General features: G+C 74.4%; 3 protein-coding genes. 2 read left to right on the top strand and 1 reads right to left on the bottom strand.

The genetic code is table 11. From position 1 onward, the window contains the following. Window positions 1-117 precede the first annotated feature (117 nt). Window positions 118-483 carry a hypothetical protein gene (locus AB0J39_RS38775; protein ID WP_363474098.1) on the bottom strand — a complete coding sequence of 122 codons (366 nt, stop codon included), beginning with the start codon at window positions 481-483 and terminating at the stop codon, window positions 118-120. A gap of 229 nt (window positions 484-712) precedes the next feature. Between AB0J39_RS38775 and AB0J39_RS38770 the strand changes: the two genes are divergently transcribed. After that, window positions 713-1,177 (top strand): hypothetical protein, encoded by a 465-nt coding sequence (locus tag AB0J39_RS38770; RefSeq protein ID WP_363474096.1) that lies wholly within the window; start codon window positions 713-715, stop codon window positions 1,175-1,177. A 33-nt stretch (window positions 1,178-1,210) separates the two neighbouring features. Further along, the gene (gene secD / locus AB0J39_RS38765) at window positions 1,211-3,457 is read left to right on the top strand and encodes a protein translocase subunit SecD (protein ID WP_363474094.1); all 2,247 of its coding nucleotides are present in this window, start codon (window positions 1,211-1,213) and stop codon (window positions 3,455-3,457) included. Window positions 3,458-3,463: the final 6 nt, after the last annotated feature.

The raw sequence follows: 3,463 nt of genomic DNA, 5'->3' as shown, positions 1-3,463 counted from the left end.
CGGTCGCGTCGCCGGTCGCCTGACCCGCCGGGCCGGTGCGGCCGGGTACGGGTCAGGCGCGCGACGACGAGGACCGGGACGGTGCCGCGGTTCCGGCGCGCTCCGAGCGAGCTGGTGTCACCCGGCCTGTGGTGGACTGCGCGAGCCGGCGGTTCGGTGCCCGGTCTGCTGCGGGCTGAGGACGATGTCCTCGTGGCTCCGGGCGGGCACCGGTACGGAGACGGGAGCCGCGGCCACGGCGACGCGCGACCGGAACGGGAACGGCAGGTGCTCGGGACCGGCGGGACCCGCGGGCAGGGTCGCCGACTGCGGCGTCCACGCTCCCGGTGTCCACAGCTCGGCGGCGGCCTGCGGCGTGCGCTGAGCGGGATCCCCGCCATACCAGGCGGGGGTGGAGGCGACCAGCGCGAGGGCGAGCATCAGCAGGCCCACCACCAACGTGAAGGCGGTGGACCCGCACGTGCCACGTCGTGAGGTCGCCATGAGACCGACCATAACCCACCTTCGCGAAACGGTCATCCGCGTTTCCCGTCGCCCGTTTCTCCCGCTCGGCGCCTGCCCGGTTCCCGCCATTCGCTCTGTGTACCCGTTTCTCACCGGGTGGTCCCCTCCGCGCGGGTGCGTTTCCCGTTTCCCGCCGGTACGGCATTCGGCACATTCGCGCGGAACTCGCTACGGTGGCCGCAGGACCGGGCGAAGCGGGAGGGAGGCGATGACCGTGCGACGCAGGCTGACCGCCGCGCTGCTGCTCCTGCTGCACGCGATCGTCCTGACCGCCGGCGGCGTGCCCGCGTCCGCGTCCGCGTGGGAGACACCGCATCGCGCCGCCGGTCTCCACGTCGCGGACCCCCACATCCCGAGTCGTGTGGCGGCCGCCGCGAACGGCGCGCGCCAGGGGGCCCTCCGCCAGGCCCCGGCGCGTGACGGCGCGCGGCTCACGGACGCGCGGATCTGCGCCCCGGCCCACGCCACGCGGCCGGCCCAGGGCGATCCGCCCCGTGTCCAGGCGGGCGCGGGCGGCCCCGGCGTGTCCGGCGGGCCGGTCGTGCTGCCCAACCCCGCGGCGCCGCGCGGCGGCACCCGGGTCACCCGGGCCGGGCCGCACCAGGACGGCCCGCCCGCCCAGTGCCCGCGCCGGGCCGCCACGGCCCGCGCTCCTCCCTCCACCGCGTACTGAGACCTTTCCCACTCGTACGCCTGTGGAGGCTTCATGTCCCGTGCGCCCATGTGGCGCGCGGTGGCGGCGCTCGCCGTCATCGCGACCTCACTATTGCTCGCCCTCACCATGGCCCCGCGCCTCGGCCTCGACCTGCGCGGCGGCACCCAGCTCGTCTTCGAGACGAAGGACTCTCCCACGGTCAAGGCGGACGCCGACGCCACCGACCGTGCCCTCGACGTGCTCCGGCGCCGGGCGGACGCCCTCGGAGTCGTCGATCCCACCCTGGTCCGCTCCGGCGAGAAGCGGATCATCGTCGAACTGCCCGGCGTGCTCGACCCGCGCGAGGCCGCCGCGGTCATCGGCAAGACCGCCCAGCTCAACTTCCATCCGGTGCTCGGCCCCGCGGAGGCCGGCGACAAGGACGCGATCGCCGACGAGAGCGGCCAGAAGCTGAAGCTCGGGCCGGTCGCGCTCAGCGGGGCCGGCGTCACCGACGCCGCCGCCCGCACCGACCCCCAGATGGGGCCCGGATGGTTCGTCACGATCGACTTCAAGGAGCCCGGACCCTGGCGGGAGCTGACCGGGACGGCGGCCTGCGCGCCTCCCGGCGACCACAAGCGCCGCGTCGCCATCGTCCTCGACAACGAGATCATCTCCTCGCCGCAGGTGGACGAGTCGATCGCCTGCGAGGCGGGGATCCCCGGCGGCACCACGCAGATCACCGGGTCCTTCACCGCCCAGGAGGCGCAGAACCTCGCGGTGCTGGTCAAGGGCGGTTCGCTCCCGGTGCCGCTCGAACTGGTCGAGCAGCGCACCGTCGGCCCGACCCTCGGCGCCGACGCCATCGCGGCGAGCGCCAAGGCCGGCATCGTCGGGGTCATCCTGACCGCGCTGTTCATCGGCGTCGTCTACCGCCTGGTGGGCGTGCTGGCCGCGGTCGCGCTCGCCTGCTACGGCCTGATCTCGTACGCCGGGCTCGTGGCCATGGGGGCCACGCTCACACTGCCCGGCCTGGCCGGGTTCGTCCTGGCGATCGGCATGGCGGTGGACGCCAACGTGCTGGTCTTCGAACGCGCCAGGGAGGAGTACGGCGAGGCGCCCCGCCGTGGCCTCAAGGCGGCCCTCGAACGCGGCTTCAAGAACGCCTGGAGCGCGATCGCCGACTCCAACATCACCACCCTGCTCGCCGCCGGGTTGCTGTTCTGGCTGGCCTCGGGCCCGGTGAAGGGCTTCGGCGTGACCCTGGCCATCGGCGTGCTGGCCTCGCTGGTCTCGGCCATGCTGATCACCCGGGTGCTCGCCACCGCTCTGATCGGCAGGATCGGCCCCCGGGCGTCCGGCATCGGCTCGATCGGCCGGGTCAGGACCTGGCTGAGCCGGCGCGACCCGGATCTGATGCGGGGCAGGCGGCTGTGGCTCGCCGTCGCGGCCGGGCTGCTCGTGCTCGCGGGGGCGGGGCTGGTCACCCGCGGCCTGAACTACGGCGTCGAGTTCACCGGCGGCCGGATCGTGGAGTTCGGCACGAGCAGGCCGGTGGACGTCACGGCGGCCAGGCAGGCGGTGGCGGACGCCGGGTTCCCCTCGGCCGTCGTGCAGCGGTCGGACGACGCGATCTCGGTGCGCACCGGGCAGATCAGCGCGGACGACGTGGTCCGCGTGGAGGAGGCGCTGGACCGGAGCGTGGGCGACGTCACCAAGCAGCGCGACGAGCTCATCGGGCCGAGCCTGGGCGAGGAGCTGCGCCGCAACGCGCTCATCGCGCTCGCCGTCGCGCTCGCCGCGCAGCTCGCCTATCTGGCGTTCCGGTTCCGGTGGACGTTCGGCACGGCGGCCGTGGCGGCGCTGTTCGTGGACGCGGCCGTCGTCGTCGGCACGTTCGCCTGGCTGGGCAAGCCGATCGACGGGGTGTTCCTGGCCGCGATGCTGACGATCATCGGTTACTCGGTCAACGACAAGGTCGTGCTGTTCGACCGGGTGCGCGAGCTGTGGCCGGTGCGACGCGGCGAGCCGTTCGGCCGGGTGGTGAACGCCGCGATCCTGCAGACCGCGCCGCGCACGGTGAACACCGGGCTCGGGGCGCTGTTCATCCTGGCGGCTCTGGCGGTGTTCGGCGGCGACTCGCTGCGGGACTTCGCCATCGCCCTGCTGATCGGCATCGTCGTGGGCACGCTGTCGTCGTCGTTCGTGGCCGGGCCGGTGGCGATCGCGCTGGAGCGGCGCTCCGGCCAGCCGCCGCCGGCTCCCGCCGCACCGCGGGTCAAGCCCGCGCGGCGCGACGGCTCCGGCGCGGTGGTCTGAGCCGGA

This window comes from Microbispora sp. NPDC049633, from assembly GCF_040675265.1.
GTDB classification, from domain to species: domain Bacteria; phylum Actinomycetota; class Actinomycetes; order Streptosporangiales; family Streptosporangiaceae; genus Microbispora; species Microbispora maris.
The sequence above is the reverse complement of the archived record's forward strand: the minus strand, read 5'-3'. Positions and strand labels throughout refer to the sequence as shown.

Excerpts from the sequence above, each read along its gene's own strand:
- AB0J39_RS38775 (WP_363474098.1), bottom strand. The coding sequence starts at position 483 with ATGGCGACCTCACGACGTGGCACGTGCGGGTCCACCGCCTTCACGTTG.
- AB0J39_RS38770 (WP_363474096.1), top strand. The coding sequence starts at position 713 with ATGACCGTGCGACGCAGGCTGACCGCCGCGCTGCTGCTCCTGCTGCAC.
- secD (WP_363474094.1), top strand. The coding sequence starts at position 1,211 with ATGTCCCGTGCGCCCATGTGGCGCGCGGTGGCGGCGCTCGCCGTCATC.